The organism is Devosia sp. SL43 (assembly GCF_021729885.1).
Classification (GTDB): Bacteria; Pseudomonadota; Alphaproteobacteria; order Rhizobiales; family Devosiaceae; genus Devosia.
Window position 1 is genome coordinate 3,609,583 of sequence record NZ_CP063401.1, and the last position, 13,506, is coordinate 3,623,088.

At 64.1% G+C, this 13,506-nt stretch carries 15 protein-coding genes and 1 riboswitch; of the genes, 10 read left to right on the top strand and 5 right to left on the bottom strand.

The features are described 5' to 3' along the window. Positions 1–106 precede the first annotated feature (106 nt). The gene (gene aztD, locus IM737_RS17645) at positions 107–1,294 is read left to right on the top strand and encodes a zinc metallochaperone AztD (RefSeq protein ID WP_236896244.1); all 1,188 of its coding nucleotides are present in this window, start codon (positions 107–109) and stop codon (positions 1,292–1,294) included. Between the two features lie 41 nt (positions 1,295–1,335). Here aztD and IM737_RS17650 read toward each other — a convergent pair whose 3' ends face one another. Together IM737_RS17650 and IM737_RS17655 are read right to left on the bottom strand one after the other, a co-directional pair. After that, entirely contained in the window at positions 1,336–1,632 is a 297-nt protein-coding gene (locus tag IM737_RS17650) for a DMT family protein (protein WP_236899958.1), read from the bottom strand. 151 nt (positions 1,633–1,783) lie between these two features. Further along, positions 1,784–2,038, bottom strand: a complete 255-nt coding sequence (locus IM737_RS17655; protein ID WP_236896246.1) for a DUF2164 domain-containing protein — start codon at positions 2,036–2,038, stop codon at positions 1,784–1,786. A 92-nt stretch (positions 2,039–2,130) separates the two neighbouring features. Here IM737_RS17655 and IM737_RS17660 point away from each other — a divergent pair, with 92 nt between their 5' ends. The 8 genes from IM737_RS17660 (at position 2,131) to cobO (ending at position 10,563) form a co-directional block, all read left to right on the top strand. Then, positions 2,131–2,769 carry a hypothetical protein gene (locus IM737_RS17660; RefSeq protein WP_236896248.1) on the top strand — a complete coding sequence of 213 codons (639 nt, stop codon included), beginning with the start codon at positions 2,131–2,133 and terminating at the stop codon, positions 2,767–2,769. Between the two features lie 37 nt (positions 2,770–2,806). Beyond that, positions 2,807–3,019, top strand: a riboswitch (cobalamin riboswitch). Positions 3,020–3,114: 95 nt separating this feature from the next. After that, on the top strand, positions 3,115–3,300 hold the full coding sequence (locus IM737_RS17665; RefSeq protein WP_236896250.1) for a CbtB domain-containing protein: 186 nt from the start codon (positions 3,115–3,117) through the stop codon (positions 3,298–3,300). 24 nt (positions 3,301–3,324) lie between these two features. After that, positions 3,325–4,065 (top strand): CbtA family protein, encoded by a 741-nt coding sequence (locus IM737_RS17670; RefSeq protein WP_236896253.1) that lies wholly within the window; start codon positions 3,325–3,327, stop codon positions 4,063–4,065. Beyond that, positions 4,062–5,120: a cobalamin biosynthesis protein CobW gene (gene cobW, locus IM737_RS17675; RefSeq protein ID WP_236896256.1), complete on the top strand. Its 1,059-nt coding sequence runs from the start codon at positions 4,062–4,064 to the stop codon at positions 5,118–5,120. Before IM737_RS17670 ends, cobW begins: the two co-directional genes overlap by 4 nt. A 1-nt stretch (position 5,121) precedes the next feature. Next, entirely contained in the window at positions 5,122–5,568 is a 447-nt protein-coding gene (locus IM737_RS17680; protein ID WP_236896258.1) for a hypothetical protein, read from the top strand. Beyond that, entirely contained in the window at positions 5,568–9,362 is a 3,795-nt protein-coding gene (locus tag IM737_RS17685) for a cobaltochelatase subunit CobN (protein WP_236896260.1), read from the top strand. Before IM737_RS17680 ends, IM737_RS17685 begins: the two co-directional genes overlap by 1 nt. Next, positions 9,359–9,925, top strand: coding sequence for a hypothetical protein (locus IM737_RS17690; RefSeq protein WP_236896262.1), 567 nt, complete (start codon positions 9,359–9,361; stop codon positions 9,923–9,925). The genes IM737_RS17685 and IM737_RS17690 overlap by 4 nt, the downstream gene beginning before the upstream one ends. Further along, positions 9,922–10,563, top strand: a complete 642-nt coding sequence (cobO, locus tag IM737_RS17695; RefSeq protein WP_236896264.1) for a cob(I)yrinic acid a,c-diamide adenosyltransferase — start codon at positions 9,922–9,924, stop codon at positions 10,561–10,563. Before IM737_RS17690 ends, cobO begins: the two co-directional genes overlap by 4 nt. Here cobO and IM737_RS17700 read toward each other — a convergent pair. Together IM737_RS17700 and IM737_RS17705 are read right to left on the bottom strand one after the other, a co-directional pair. Next, positions 10,560–11,036 carry a hypothetical protein gene (locus tag IM737_RS17700; protein WP_236896266.1) on the bottom strand — a complete coding sequence of 159 codons (477 nt, stop codon included), beginning with the start codon at positions 11,034–11,036 and terminating at the stop codon, positions 10,560–10,562. The two genes, cobO and IM737_RS17700, sit on opposite strands and share 4 nt — an antisense overlap. 172 nt (positions 11,037–11,208) lie before the next feature. Continuing rightward, entirely contained in the window at positions 11,209–12,051 is an 843-nt protein-coding gene (locus IM737_RS17705; protein WP_236899959.1) for a cation diffusion facilitator family transporter, read from the bottom strand. Positions 12,052–12,386: 335 nt separating this feature from the next. Here IM737_RS17705 and IM737_RS17710 point away from each other — a divergent pair, with 335 nt between their 5' ends. Continuing rightward, positions 12,387–12,806, top strand: coding sequence for a cobalamin biosynthesis protein (locus IM737_RS17710; protein ID WP_236896268.1), 420 nt, complete (start codon positions 12,387–12,389; stop codon positions 12,804–12,806). Here the strand turns inward: IM737_RS17710 and IM737_RS17715 are convergent. Continuing rightward, positions 12,740–13,468, bottom strand: coding sequence for a cobalt-precorrin-6A reductase (locus tag IM737_RS17715; protein ID WP_236896270.1), 729 nt, complete (start codon positions 13,466–13,468; stop codon positions 12,740–12,742). The two genes, IM737_RS17710 and IM737_RS17715, sit on opposite strands and share 67 nt — an antisense overlap. Positions 13,469–13,506: the final 38 nt, after the last annotated feature.

Consider the following 13,506-nt stretch of genomic DNA (forward strand, 5'->3'; position numbering starts at 1 on the left):
TTTTGACTGTCAACGCACCAATACGCGGTCGTCACAGGAAGATGCAACTTGAGTAGGTAACGTAATAACATTACAAATCGCCGTCGTCAAACTTAACGGAGGTTCTATGCTCAACCGTCTCCTTTCCGCCCTGCTGGCCGCCTCGGCGCTGGCCAGCCCCGCCTTTGCCGAGGACGCCTCGGCCTGGCGCCTCTTCATCGCCGATCACGCCGCGCCAACGGTCACGGCAATCGACCTGGAGAGCGGCGACGCCATTGGCAGCTTTCAGTTGGCCAGCCCCGCCGCGCTCTATCGCACCCAGTCGGGCAAGGCGGTCTATGCCGTGCAGGGCGCGGGCAATCAGGTGTCTGCCATCTCCACAGGCATTACAGTCGACGATCATGGCGACCACGGCGACATCGAGATTACCGCCCCCGTGGCCATCGATGCTGTCGTGGCTGGCAAGAAGCCGGTGCATTTCGTCGAGCATGATGGTCGCATCGCGCTGTTCTTTGACGGCGAGGGCAAGACGCGGGTGGTCGACGAGACCGACTGGCTTGATGGCGATGAGGTCGCCAATGCGGAAGTCGACAGTGGAGCGCCCCATCATGGCGTAGCGGTTCCCTGGGGTGACTACACCGTCGTCTCCGAGCCAAATCCCGAGGATCCCACTGCGCTTCCCATCGGTGTCGTTGTGTTCGACAAGGCGGGCGGAGGTGTTGGCGACCTCCACGCCTGCCCAGACCTACATGGCGAAGCATCGTCGGGCGACCTCCTGGCCATCGCCTGCGCCCAGGGCATGCTTGTGGTCAGCGGCTCCGGCGAACCTCAGATCGATCTATTGCCCTATAGCGGCTTGCCGGAAGGCAAGGTCACCACACTGCTGGGGGGCGTCGGCCTCCAGTATTTTCTCGGCAACTACGGTCCGGACAAAGTCGTGCTCATCGACCCGTCCGCACCGGAGCCCTTCCGCCTGATCAATCTGCCGACTCGCCGCGTCGACTTCGCGGTTGATCCCATCCGGCCGAAGTTCGCCTATGTCTTCACCGAAGACGGTAAGCTGAACCAGCTCGACGTGGTCGCCGGCACGATCGTGCAGTCACTCGCGGTGACCGAACCCTATTCGATGGACGGCGAATGGAGCTTGCCACGACCGCGCATCGCCGTGGCCGACGATGTTGTCGCTGTGACAGATCCCAATGCCGGGCAGGTGCACCTGATCGACATTGCAACGTTCATAAAGATCCGCAACCTGCAGGTCGGTGGCGCGCCCTACAACATAGTCGCCGTCGGAGGCTCCGGTACCGTGCACTGACCTGTCACTTGGGAGGGGTCGCCGGGGCGACTCCTCCGCTGCTACTTCAGCGGCCCCTTGAAGATAAAGAAGGCGCCAAGGCCGATCAGTGCGAAGCCGACGCCGTGGTTCAGCGTCAGCTTTTCGCCGAAATAGAACACGGTGAAGATGGCAAAGACCGAAAGCGAAATCACTTCCTGGATGGTCTTGAGTTCGGAGGGTGAATAGACCGCCTCGCCGATGCGGTTGGCCGGCACGGCCAGCCAGTATTCGAAGAAGGCGATGCCCCAGCTGATCAGCACCGCGACCCACAAGGCCGAACTTGGCCACTTGAGATGCCCGTACCACGCGAATGTCATGAACACGTTCGAGGCGATCAGCAGGCCGATCGGGGCAAAGGTGGCGAAGTTGAAGCCCAAGGCTTCCTCCTGAGAAACCGGCAAATCCGGCGGCGCTATCTAGCCCAACCTGTCACACGGCGAAAGCGTGATTTATGCAGGTCTCCCGCGCTCAGCGCAGGTGTTTTGTGGGCTGCTCCAGCCCGAAAATGTCGTCGGTCAGACTGTCCATGCGCTCGCGGATCAGGCCCTGAGCGTCATAGAGGCCGCGGTTGTAGAAATAGGCGCCCATCTTGTCGACGAAGAACATCATCAGCATTTCCGCCGGGATGGCACCGATGCTCTGGTCCAGTTCCTCGCGGAAATAATCCTGAATCTCGCCGACAATGGCCTTGGTTTCCTCTTTGGTGAACTTGATGGGCTTCATCGGCGGTCTCCTTCAGGCCCTGTTCATACGCGAGTCGGCCATTGTGCAGGCACCACGCCCCAGACAAATTTCCGCCACCGAGGAGACCCTTCATGATCGCCCGCCTGTCCCTGCTCGCGCTGTGCACCGCACTCGCCGTCACGCCCGCTCTGGCCACGGACAAGTCGCCCAAGCCGCTCGCCGCCGAAACCGTCGCCTGTGAAGGCGTATTCGGGCAGCAAAGCTCTGAGGCACTGCTGATTGAAACCTTCGGTGCCGAGAACGTAGTCACCGGGATGGTGCCAGGAGCCGAAGGCTTCGAAAGTCTGGCCACCACCATCTTCCCTGATGATCCGGAAAAGATCATGCAGGTCGGCTGGTGGGACGAAGCGGACCGCGAGCGCCTGGCTTATGTCGAGCTTGCGCCATCGCAGGTGGGACCCCTCGGCGTCCATCTCGGCATGAGCGTTGCTGACATCGAGGCACTCAATGGCGCTCCCTTCTTCGTCGGTGGGTTCGGGTGGGACTATGGTGGCTACGCCAATATCGAAAGCGGCGCCCTCACCAACCTTCCGGGCGGCTGCTATCTATCGCTGCGTTTCGCGCCAACCGATGGATATTCCACCGATATCGACGCCACGGCGATCTTGGGCGATGTCCAGGTGCCCAGCCACGAGCCGCTGCTAGAACTGCTCGATGCCCGCGTCCGGGTCATCAGCCTCAGCTACCCCAGTCCCGAAGGCGCCGATTGATCGCAGACGGCGATTGACCGCAACCCCGGCCACGGCGTAATTGTGAAGCTGTGTTGGTTCCCGAAGGCCGTTGTGCCGGAGGGATCAAAAGGGAACACGGTGCGACGTACCCATCAGGGCGCAAAACCGTGGCTGCCCCCGCAACTGTAAGCGGTGCGCTCCCCTCTCATGCCACTGGCGCAAAGCCGGGAAGGCGAGGGGAGTGGCTATCACCGCGAGCCAGGAGACCTGCCAACGCCTTGGGAGTATTTCAGCAAAAGTGGTCCCCACTTTTGCGGTTCGAAATGCGACCCACGCTTCGCCGGGCCATCGGCCCAGACTATTCCGCGCACGGAGGGTGCTGCCATGAATACCGCTGCCAATACTTCGACTGGCCTCCAGTCGCTCTCGATTTCCCAACGCATCATTGCCGGTTCGCTGGCGCTCATGCTCGGTCTGACCCTGCTGGTCGGCACCGGCTTTGCTGGCGATTACCGCCTGCACAATGGCGCGCACGACACCCGCCACGCCATGGGCTTCCCCTGCCACTAGGCGGGCGACGAGAGAGCAATCGACATGTTTCGCAATCTGTTTCTTGCTGCGCTGGTCGCAGCCCTTTGTGCTGGCCTTGCTACATCCGCCTTCCAGGCCTGGCGCGTGACGCCACTGATATTCGCCGCTGAATCCTTTGAGGGAAGCGGGGAGGACGTCGCGCATACCCATGACGCGGGGACTGCCGAGCACAGCCACGAAGCCGTCGCCCACGTGCATGGCGACGATGAGTGGATGCCCCAGGACGGCCTCGAGCGCACGGCCTTCACAGTCTTCTCCAACATCCTCGCTGCTGCCGGCTACGCGTTGATCATTGGCGCCGTCTCGGTGTTTTTCAACCTGCCCATAAACGCGGCCAACGGCCTGCTCTGGGGGATTGGTGGCTACGCGGCCTTCACGCTGGCCCCAGCCCTTGGCCTGCCGCCAGGTATGCCCGGCATGCCGGTGGCCGATACGTTCGCCCGCCAACTCTGGTGGTTCGGCGCGGCCATTTCGACCGGTGCTGCCCTGGTCCTGGTCGCCAAGGTCCGCGCGCCCTGGGCCTTGGTGGTCGCTGTGGGGCTGGTGTTGCTGCCTCAGCTCATTGCCGCGCCTCAGGCACCAGACGATCCGACCGCCGTGCCGCCGCGCATGACGGCCGAATTTGTCTCGGCGGTCCTCTATAACGGCGCCATCTTCTGGGCCGTGCTCGGTCTGGCCTTCGGCCGCGCCGCCGACTACATCGCCACCCGTCCGGCAGCCCTCCCCAATGGAGCCAAGGCATGACCACCAAGATCCCCACCACCGTCATCACCGGCTTTCTCGGCGCCGGCAAGACCACCCTTGTGCGCCACCTGCTGGCGCATGCCCCTAAGGGCAAGCGTATCGCGCTGATCATCAATGAGTTCGGCGATCTCGGCGTCGACAAGGACATCCTAGCCGGCTGCGGCGACGAAACCTGCCGCGAAGAGGACATGGTGGAGCTGTCCAACGGCTGCATCTGCTGCACCGTCGCCGACGAGTTCATCCCTACCATGCAGGCTTTGCTGGCCCGCCCGGACAAGTTCGACCACATCGTCATAGAAACCTCGGGCCTGGCGCTGCCGCAACCGCTGATCCGCGCCTTCAACTGGCCCGAGATCAAGGCGCAGGTGACCATCGATGGCATCGTAACCGTCGCCGACGCGGCGGCGCTCGCCGAGGGCCGCTTTGCCAGCGACGAAGCCGCCGTCGATGCGCAACGCCGTCAGGACGAGATGCTCGATCATGAGACGCCGCTTGGCGAACTCTTCGAGGATCAGCTATCGTCGGCCGACCTTGTCATCATCAACAAGGCCGATCTGGTCGATGCGGCGACGCTGGCCAAGGTGGAACAGAATATCCGCGCCGAACTGCGGCCCGGCGTTGGCGTGATCCATGCCCGCAATGGCCATGTCGACATTTCGGCCCTTCTCGGCATGGGCATGGGCTCGGAGGACGATATTGCCAACCGTCCTAGCCATCATGAGCTCGAACATGGCGGCGAAACGCATGAGCACGACGATTTCGACAGCTTCTCGCTGCGCATCCCGTCCATATCGAGCAAAGACGAACTGATCGCGGTGATCGAGCAGACCATCCGCGACCACGATATCCTGCGCCTCAAGGGCTTCGCCGCCGTACCCGGCGCTGCGGCGCGTCTGGCCATCCAGGCCGTTGGGCCGCGCGTGACCGCCTATTTCGATCGTCCTTGGAAGGACGGCGAACTGCGTGAGACGGCGCTTGTCGTCATCGGCGAGAGCCCGCTCGATCGCGAAGCGATCACCGCCAGCCTGCAGCGCGCGATCAAGGTGGCGGCGTGACATGACCCGCCGCAATGTATGGTTGGCACTTGTTTCGGTGTTCATCGGGCCGCTGATCGGCAGCCTGACCTTCGTTGCGGCGGCACTTGCGTGGAACCTGCTGTTCTATGGCACCGACCCTTCCGCCAACTTCCTGCTGCGCAATTGGCCCATTGTGTTCACTTCTGGCTACGTTTTCGGGTTCGTCCCCGCGCTAGCTTTCGCCATCGCCATGGCCTTCCTGTCCCGCCAGTTGCCAAAACTGCATCAACGGCTAATCGCGGCGCCGATCGTCGGCGCCTTGCTCAGCATCGCCATCCTCAGCCTGGTACTTTTCGGCCAGTCCTTCGGCGGGTTCGACCTCGCCATGCTGCTGATCCTTGGTAGCACTGGTGCTGTAGCGGGGCTTGTTTGCCAGGCCATCATTGAGCCGTTCCATCCGCTGACCGCGCCGGTCCAGGGCCCCTGATGCATCTGCTTTCGGCTCAGGCCGGCGCCATCCAGCAGGAAGGCGAGGCCATCGATCTCAACCAGCGACCGGGCGCGCTGGTCTTTGCCAGCTCGGCCGACAGCGAACTGGCCATGCTGGCGGGCGCCGCCGACCGGGCAGGGGAGGTTGAACTCCGCCTCGCCAATACGCTGCGGCTGTCCAACAACCTGTCGGTCGACCTGTGGCTGGAGCAGACAGTCCGTCATGCCCGACTGGTCGTGCTGCGCCTCATCGGCGGTGCGGCCTATTTCCAATACGGCGTCGACGAGCTGACCGCGCTCTGCGCTAACAGCAAGATTCCGCTGGTCCTGCTGCCGGGCGACGCCAACCCCGATCCGATCCTGCAGTCGCGCTCGACCGTGTACTCCGACGACTGGAGCCGACTGCACAGCCTGTTCATTGCCGGCGGCCCGGAAAATTCGGACGCGATCCTGCAGGCGTTCCATGCGCTTGCCGATGCTTCGCCTGGTGCCGAGGTATTGTCCGACCTCGCGCCGCAGCCCTTTGCCCGCTTCGGCCTTTGGCATCCCGCCACCGGCATGACCGACGAGACTGGCCTGCGGGCGCAACATGCCAGCCCCACGCATGTGCCGATCCTGTTCTATCGCGCTGCCCTCGAGGGCGCAGGCACCGCTACCATCGAAGCGCTGATCGCCGAACTCGAAGCGCAAGGCCTCGCGCCGGTGCCGTTGCTGGTGTCGTCCCTCAAGGAGGGCCCGTGCATCCGCTTCGTGCAAAACGCCCTGGCGGCCTTCCCGCCCTCGGCCATCCTCAACCTGACCGGTTTCGCGCTCGGTATCGATGGCCTCGACGACAAGAGCAACCCGTTCTCCGGCAGCGATGCGCCGGTGATCCAACTCATCCAGTCGGGCCGGTCCGAGGCGCAATGGGCCGCCGACAGTCAGGGCCTCAGTTCCAAGGACATGGCGATGTTCCTCGTCATGCCCGAGGTCGATGGTCGCCTCGGCGGGCTTCTGGTCGGTCACAAGGCCGACGCCATCTGGCACGAACGCTGCCAGGTGCCGCTGACGGCCTACACGCCAGACGCCTCGGGCGTCACCCGCGCGGTGGCCCTGGCCGCCAGTTGGGCACGCCTGCGGGCGACGCCGCGCGCCGAGCGGCGTGTGGCCCTGGTCCTGGCCAACTACCCCATTCGCGACGGTCGATTGGCTAATGGCGTCGGCTATGACGCACCGGAATCGACGGTGCGGATGCTGCAGGCGCTGGAGGCTGCGGAGTATACCGTGACGGGCGCGCCCGCCGATGGTGCCGCCCTGATCGCCGCCCTTCAATCCGGCCCCACCAACGCCAAGCCGGAGCGTGGCATATCCCCGGCCAGGCTGACGTTGGCCCGCTATGCCGAACTTTTCGCTGGCCTCCCCGCGAGAATCCGCGACGACGTCACGGCCCGCTGGGGCGATCCGGCGTCCGATCCCTTTCGGCGCGGTGATAGCTTCCACCTTCCCGCGCTGATTTTTGGCAATGTCGCAATCCTGCTCCAGCCGGCCCGCGGCTACCAGCTCGACGAAACCCTGAGCTATCACGATCCGGCCCTCGTCCCACCGCATGCCTATCTGGCTGCCTACCTCTGGCTGCGCCATGAATTCGGAGCGCATGCGCTCATTCACAACGGCAAGCACGGCACCCTCGAATGGCTGCCCGGCAAGGCGACGGCGCTGGACGAAGCGAGCTATTCCGATGCGCTCTGGGGCCAGTTGCCGCACCTTTATCCCTTCATCGTCAACGACCCGGGCGAGGGCACGCAGGCCAAGCGGCGCACTGGCGCCGTCATCATCGACCACCTCGTACCGCCGCTGACCCGCGCGGAGACCTATGGCCCGTTGAAAGACCTCGAGGCACTGCTCGACGAATACTACGCCGCCTCCGGCATGGACCGCCGTCGCCTCGCCGACCTGCGCCGTCGCATCCTTGATTTTACCCGCGATGCGCGCCTCGACCGCGATATCGGCCTGCCCGAGGACGAAACGCAGGCGCTAATCAAGATCGACAATTTTCTGTGCGACCTCAAGGAAGCGCAAATTCGCGATGGCCTGCATGTGTTCGGCCAGTCGCCACAGGGCGCGCTGGAACGCGATCTGACGGTCGCCCTAGCCCGTGTACCGCGCGGAGAGGGACCAGGCGAAGGCTCGCTGATCCGGGCATTGGCGGACGACCTGAAGCTGGGCATCGACCCGCTCACGGCGAAGCTGGGCGCGCCGTGGACCGGGCCTACCCCCACCCTCACTCGCTCCCCACAAGGGGGAGGGAAGCCTGTTCCCGACTCGCTGAAACCTCAGTCGTCTCCCTCCCCTCGATGGGGAGGGATCAAGGGTGGGGTGGAGCCACGCACTCTGGGTGACGTGGTAGAACACCTGGAAAGCCTTGCCGCTTCGCTAGTCGAAGTCACCCTCGCGCCGGAAGGGAGCTGGACCGCCACCCGCTCTGTCCTCGACACTATCCAAACCCTCATCCGTCCCCGCCTCGCCGCCTCAGGCCCTGCCGAAATGGCCGCCCTGCTCGATGGCCTAGACGGCAAGTTCATCCGCCCCGGTCCGTCCGGCGCTCCCTCGCGTGGGCGACTGGATGTCCTCCCCACCGGCCGCAATTTCTATTCCGTCGACTCCCGCGCCGTCCCCACGCCCACCGCCTGGGAACTGGGCCGCAAATCCGCCGAAAGCCTCGTGCTCCGTCATCTGCAGGATCATGGCCATCATCTCCGCTCGGTCGCCCTCTCCGTCTGGGGCACCGCCAATATGCGCACCGGCGGCGATGACCTCGCCCAGGCCCTGGCGCTGATTGGCGCCCGGCCCACCTGGGACCCGGGTTCGCTGCGCGTCTCCGGCTATGAAATCATCCCGCTGGCCAAGCTCGGCCGGCCGCGGGTCGATGTGACCTTGCGCATTTCAGGCTTCTTCCGCGATGCCTTCCCGGCTCAGATCGCGCTGTTCGATCGCGCCATTCGCGCCGTCGGCGCGCTCGACGAGCCCACTGACGACAACCCCATCGCTGCCCGCATGCGCACCGATGCGCTTGGCCTGATGGCGCAGGGGCAATCCGAGCGCGAGGCGGCACTGGCTGCCGGGCATCGCATCTTCGGCAGCAAGCCGGGCACCTATGGCGCCGGCCTCAATGCCATGATCGATTCCGGCGTCTGGTCGACCAAGGCTGATCTCGGCAAGCAGGCAATCGATTGGGGGCAATATGCCTATGGTGCGCAGGCCGCAGGCACGCCGCAGCGTGATCGCTTCGCGGCCCGGCTGTCCGATATCGACGCCGTCATCCACAACCAGGACAATCGTGAACACGACCTGCTCGACAGCGATAACTACTACCAGTTCGCGGGTGGGCTCTCGGCCGCTGTCGAAACGCTGACCGGCGTCAAACCGGCAGCCTACCACAATGACCACTCCCGCCCCGAACGTCCGCTGATCCGCACGCTGGAGGAGGAAATCTCCCATGTGATGCGCTCGCGCGTGGTCAATCCCAAATGGATCGCGGGCATGCAGCGCCACGGTTATCGCGGCGCCTTCGAGATCATTGCCACGGTTGATTTCATGTTCGCCTTCGCCGCCACCACCGGCGCGGTCAAGACGCATCACTTCGACCTGGCCTTCGAGGCCTTTGTCGAGGACGAGGCGATCCGCGATTTCATCCAGGGCGCCAATCGCTACGGCTATGACGAGCTGATCGCCAAGTTCAACGACGCGCGCCAGCGCGGCCTGTGGGCGCCCCGGTCCAATTCGGCCTATGCTCTGCTGGCGGGGGAATCATGAAAAACACCATCGTCTACCTCATCGGCCATTACGGCGTCGGCAAGCTGACCATCGCCCGGGCCATCTGCGCGGCGACTGAGGCGAGGCTGTTCGACAATCATCTGGCCAACAACGTCATCTTCTCGCTGATCCGTGCCGACGGCAAAACGCCCTTGCCTGAGGGCGTCTGGGACAGGATCGAGGTCATCCGCGAGCAGGCGCTGTTGTCGATGGAAGAGTTGGCGCCGGCGGATGCCAGCTTCGTGCTGACCAACTGCCTGCTCGACAACGATCCGGGTGATTGGGCGGCCTATGATCGGGTTTTGGAGACGGCAAGGCGCCGGGATAGCACGTTCGTTCCCGTGCTGTTGGCCGCATCTGATGCCGCCCACGCTGCCCGCATGGCATCGCCCGATCGGGCCGAGCGGCTCAAGATGACCGATGCCATCGGCGCCGAACGGAAGCGCCACGCCAACGCACTGCTGCGCATCGACCACCCCAACCGCCTCGATCTCGACACCACCACCCTGCCGCCATCCGAGGCGGCGCGCCTCATCATCGAACACGCGGAGCGTCTCGCATGACCGACAAACCGGCCAAGAAAACCGACCTGATGAGCGAGGCCGAGCGCGACGCCTATCACGCCGAAAAGATGAAGAAGAAGAAGGAGGCGCGGAACAAGATCCTCGCCACCAAGACGCAGGAAAAGGGTCTGCTGATCGTCCATACCGGCAAGGGCAAGGGCAAGTCGACTGCCGCCTTCGGCATGGTGTTCCGCGCGCTCGGCCATGGCTTCAAGGTCGGCGTGGTGCAGTTCGTCAAGGGCGTCTGGGAAACCGGCGAGCGCGACGTGCTGCTGAAATTCCCCGATCTCGTCACTATCAACGCCATGGGCGAAGGCTTCACCTGGGACGTCGCCGACCGCCAGCGCGATCTGGCCGCCGCCCGCAAGGCCTGGGACCAGGCCAAGGCGCTGATCGCGGACCCCAGCTACAAGCTGGTCCTGCTCGACGAGCTCAACATCGTTTTGCGCTACGACTACCTGCCCATCGAGGAAGTCGTCGAATTCCTGCGCAACAAGCCCGAAGACACCCATGTCATCGTCACCGGCCGCAACGCCAAGGACGAGTTGATCGAAATCGCCGACCTCGTCACCGAAATGACCGAGATCAAGCATCACTTCCGGGCCGGGGTGAAGGCGCAGAAGGGGATCGAGTTCTAGCAGTCGCCCTTTAGCGATTGCACCAGGCGCTCCACGATTGCGTCCATTTCAATCCGGTCACGCTGGCCATACTCGGCCCTGAACGCGGCATAGCTGGCGCCGTCGCAGAGCAGGATCATGCGCTGGTAGACAACCTGCCCGCCCGACAGGCCCGACCAACTTGCCCATCTGGGTGTGGTGGCCTGGTAGGTGATATTCCAGCCCGCCTCAATGTCCTGCTCCATGCGCCAAGCGACGTCGCTTTCAAAGTCCGGCGTAACGATGCCCGAATGTCCGCCCCAAACACTAAGTGCGATAGCCTTTCCCGGCACCGCAAAGTGCTGCCCGTCGCCATTGGCCGGCTCCCCCTGACCAACAAACCCCTCAGGGATATCGATCGAAAAGCCGAAGCGGGGATTGGCGTAGCTGCCCCAATCCTGCGCGAGGGCTGGTGTGGTTAGCAGGGCGAACAGGGCGAGGAACAGGGTGCGCATGGCGTGGATTCTGCCTGTGTCATCAGTGATGGGCAAGAGGAAGAGTGCCCCCACCTAACCTCCCCCTGAAGGGGGAGGGACTGATCGCGTTTGGGGCACCATCTTGCGACAAGCTCCGGCCGGTCCCTCCCCCTTCAAGGGGAGGTTAGGTGGGGGCCTCTTCGCACGACGCTTAGACCACCACGATCCCCGAATGCTTCGCCTTCTGCTCGGGCTCGACATGGATGGTGATCTGCACGTCCCGCACGGCCTCGCGCAGCTTGGCTTCGATGGCGTCGCAAATCGTGTGCGCCGCATCCACCGTCATCGTACCCGGCACCACCAGGTGAAAATCGATGAAGGTCATCTTGCCGGCCTGGCGGGTGCGGATGTCATGGGCTTCGATAGCGCCGTCGGCATTGGTGGCGATGACCTCGCGGATGGTTTTCTGCGTGTCGGGTGGAACGGCGACGTCCATCAGGCCGCCGACGCTCTGGCGAATGACGCCCCAGCCCGACCACAGGATGTTGAGCGCGACGAGCGCCGCCAGCACCGCATCGAGCTGGGCCCAGCCGGTGGCGTAGACCAGCGCCAGACCGACCAGCACGCCGATGGTCGATACCACGTCGGTCAGCAGATGCTTGCCGTCGGCCTCCAGCGCCGGTGATCGGACCTTGCGTCCATGCCGCACCAGCACGAACGACCAGATGGCATTGATCGCCGTCGCGACGACACTGACGGCCAGTCCCTGCATCGGTGCATCGGGCAGTTCAGGCGCCATGAACCCAAGCACGGCCTCGCGCAGGATCAGGATTGCCGCCACGATGATCATCACGCCGACAATCACCGCCGAAAAGTATTCGGCCTTGTGATAGCCATAGGGCAGGGCGGCATCGGCCGGTTTCTGCGCCAGGCGGACAGCCACCAGCGCGACGATGGCCGTCACCACATTGACGATCGATTCCAGCGCATCGGAATAGAGCGCGATCGAGCCGGTGAGGGACCAGGCGAGGAACTTGAGCCCGAGCACGATCATCCCGACCAGCAGGCTCGCCGCGGCAATGGCCAGCGTTCGATTTGCGGTGATGCTCAAGGCGTGCCCTTCCTGCGTTGGAAAATGGCCATAACCCGTCACGGGAAGGGCGGCAAGTTATTGAATTTGCAAATCATTTTCAGAAGCATTCCGATGTGGCTACCATTCAAGGCAAGCCATTGATTGACCACGCGCTTCTGCCCGCCTAGAACGCAGGGAGCGCAGAGTTCCCCTGACGGAACTGAAACAGAATCCGGTGCGGTCGACCCAAGCGGGGACCAACTCCGGGGCTGCAACGGTCTTGAGCGAACCTGCCTCTTGGCTTTGAGAGGCGAGATATGACGGACGCATCGGCACGCATCGTCGCCGGCATCGGCTTCGCCACCGCAGCGAGCGCCGATGAGCTTATCGGTTTGATCGAACGCTGCCTTGAAGAAGCTGGCTTAGCACCCGAAGCCCTTGCGGCCATCGGCACCCACGCCCGCAAGCGCGGCTGGGCCGTGCCCATTGTCGTTGCCGGTCACTTCGGCGTGCCGCTGCGCCTGCTCGATGATGCGGAATTGGCGGGCGAAAGCGTCGCCGAAGCAGTTGCCGCCGCTGCCGGGCCACTCCGCCTCGGCAAGCGCAAATCGCGCTACGCCACCTGCGCTCTGGCCGACTGCCGCCCCGGCTTTAACGTTGCAAGCTTCGGTCAGCCGCCCAGCCCGAGGGCGGAGATGGCGTCGTCGATCGTGGCCACTTCGAGCGCCGGGCCATAGGCGGGGCGGGCGATCATGATCACCTTGACCCCCAGCCTCTGCGCCGCTTCGAGCTTGGCCGCCGTCTGCGCGCCGCCCGAATTCTTGGTGACCAGATGAGTGATGCCCTCGCGCTCCATCAGGCGCATTTCGCTTTCGACGTCGTAGGGCGGGCGCGTCTGCAACAGGCTCGCATGGCGCGGCATGTCGATTTCGGGCGTCTCAATGGTGCGGACGACGAACTGGCAATCGTCGCGCTCGAGGAATTGTTCGAGGCCGGTATGGCCTGTGGTCAGCAGCACATCAGCATTGGGCGGCAGCGCCGCCGCCGCCTCGGCCGCCGTTTCCACCGTAATCCAGTCGGCACCCATCCGTTGTTCCCAGGCCGGGCGCATGTAGCGCACCAGCGGAATGCCGGTCTGCTGCGCGGCGGCGACCGCATTGATCGAGATCAGCCCGGCATAGGGGTGCGTGGCGTCGACAATGCGCTCCATCCGCGCCGCACGCAGGTAGGCGGCGAGCCCGGGAATGCCGCCGAACTTGCCCATGCGAATATCGCCCTCGGGCAGGATCGGATCCTGCGTGCGGCCCGCCAGAGAGGTGGTCACGTCGTGGCCCATCGCCACCAGCCGGTTGGCCAGTTCGCGCGCTTCGGCGGTGCCGCCAAGAATCAAAATCTTCATCGGTCTGCGCCTCTTTCTGCCGCCAATGTGCCCATTCG

Excerpts from the sequence above, each read along its gene's own strand:
- aztD (WP_236896244.1), top strand. The coding sequence starts at position 107 with ATGCTCAACCGTCTCCTTTCCGCCCTGCTGGCCGCCTCGGCGCTGGCC.
- IM737_RS17650 (WP_236899958.1), bottom strand. The coding sequence starts at position 1,632 with ATGACATTCGCGTGGTACGGGCATCTCAAGTGGCCAAGTTCGGCCTTG.
- IM737_RS17655 (WP_236896246.1), bottom strand. The coding sequence starts at position 2,038 with ATGAAGCCCATCAAGTTCACCAAAGAGGAAACCAAGGCCATTGTCGGC.
- IM737_RS17660 (WP_236896248.1), top strand. The coding sequence starts at position 2,131 with ATGATCGCCCGCCTGTCCCTGCTCGCGCTGTGCACCGCACTCGCCGTC.
- IM737_RS17665 (WP_236896250.1), top strand. The coding sequence starts at position 3,115 with ATGAATACCGCTGCCAATACTTCGACTGGCCTCCAGTCGCTCTCGATT.
- IM737_RS17670 (WP_236896253.1), top strand. The coding sequence starts at position 3,325 with ATGTTTCGCAATCTGTTTCTTGCTGCGCTGGTCGCAGCCCTTTGTGCT.
- cobW (WP_236896256.1), top strand. The coding sequence starts at position 4,062 with ATGACCACCAAGATCCCCACCACCGTCATCACCGGCTTTCTCGGCGCC.
- IM737_RS17680 (WP_236896258.1), top strand. The coding sequence starts at position 5,122 with ATGACCCGCCGCAATGTATGGTTGGCACTTGTTTCGGTGTTCATCGGG.
- IM737_RS17685 (WP_236896260.1), top strand. The coding sequence starts at position 5,568 with ATGCATCTGCTTTCGGCTCAGGCCGGCGCCATCCAGCAGGAAGGCGAG.
- IM737_RS17690 (WP_236896262.1), top strand. The coding sequence starts at position 9,359 with ATGAAAAACACCATCGTCTACCTCATCGGCCATTACGGCGTCGGCAAG.
- cobO (WP_236896264.1), top strand. The coding sequence starts at position 9,922 with ATGACCGACAAACCGGCCAAGAAAACCGACCTGATGAGCGAGGCCGAG.
- IM737_RS17700 (WP_236896266.1), bottom strand. The coding sequence starts at position 11,036 with ATGCGCACCCTGTTCCTCGCCCTGTTCGCCCTGCTAACCACACCAGCC.
- IM737_RS17705 (WP_236899959.1), bottom strand. The coding sequence starts at position 12,051 with ATGATCGTGCTCGGGCTCAAGTTCCTCGCCTGGTCCCTCACCGGCTCG.
- IM737_RS17710 (WP_236896268.1), top strand. The coding sequence starts at position 12,387 with ATGACGGACGCATCGGCACGCATCGTCGCCGGCATCGGCTTCGCCACC.
- IM737_RS17715 (WP_236896270.1), bottom strand. The coding sequence starts at position 13,468 with ATGAAGATTTTGATTCTTGGCGGCACCGCCGAAGCGCGCGAACTGGCC.